The 587-nt window shown below is 36.1% G+C and carries 1 pseudogene; it reads left to right on the top strand.

The annotated features are described in order from the left end of the window. Positions 1-103: pseudogene (locus tag ACS8FC_RS19300) on the top strand (ribose-phosphate pyrophosphokinase); the annotation flags it as partial. Positions 104-587: the final 484 nt, after the last annotated feature.

Genomic DNA, 587 nt, shown 5'->3' with positions numbered 1-587 from the left:
AGCATGTAGCAAAATCCGTCAGGTCAGTATCGCGCCAATGCTTGCTGAAAGCTTACGCCGTATTAATAATGAAGAATCTATTAGCGCCATGTTTGATGCCTAATATGAGACAGTCATCGCTATAAATTTTAATAACATTGTAGTGACAATAAAAATTTAGTAATAAAAATAATAGCGTCAAGTATCAGTACTTGGCGCTATTTTTATGTAGGCCTTTTGCGTAGGTCTTTATTATTACTACAAAATCCCGTATAATGCGCGCCTGTGCTGACCTTTTGTTTTATTCAATCAGGTTGGCATTATCAAAAGTGCTGATCATGCTGAACAATAATGGCTATTGTGGTAATTTTTACTATAAAAATCATTATTATAAGCAAATGGCTAACATCGATAGTTGTGTCATTTATACGCAACGACAAATCTTAGCTATCATCACGTATTAGTGGATTGGTCGCAAATCCACTTTTTTATGACCAGACACTTCATCATTCTTTTTATAGGATTATATCCATGAGCAATAATCATTTTGAACTAAACGCTACTGATCGTTCTGCTGAAACCCAAGGTAAAGGTGCGAGCCGCCGCCT

The organism is Psychrobacter sp. 1Y4 (genome assembly GCF_051847555.1).
This window is presented reverse-complemented; position numbering and strand designations above follow the sequence as displayed.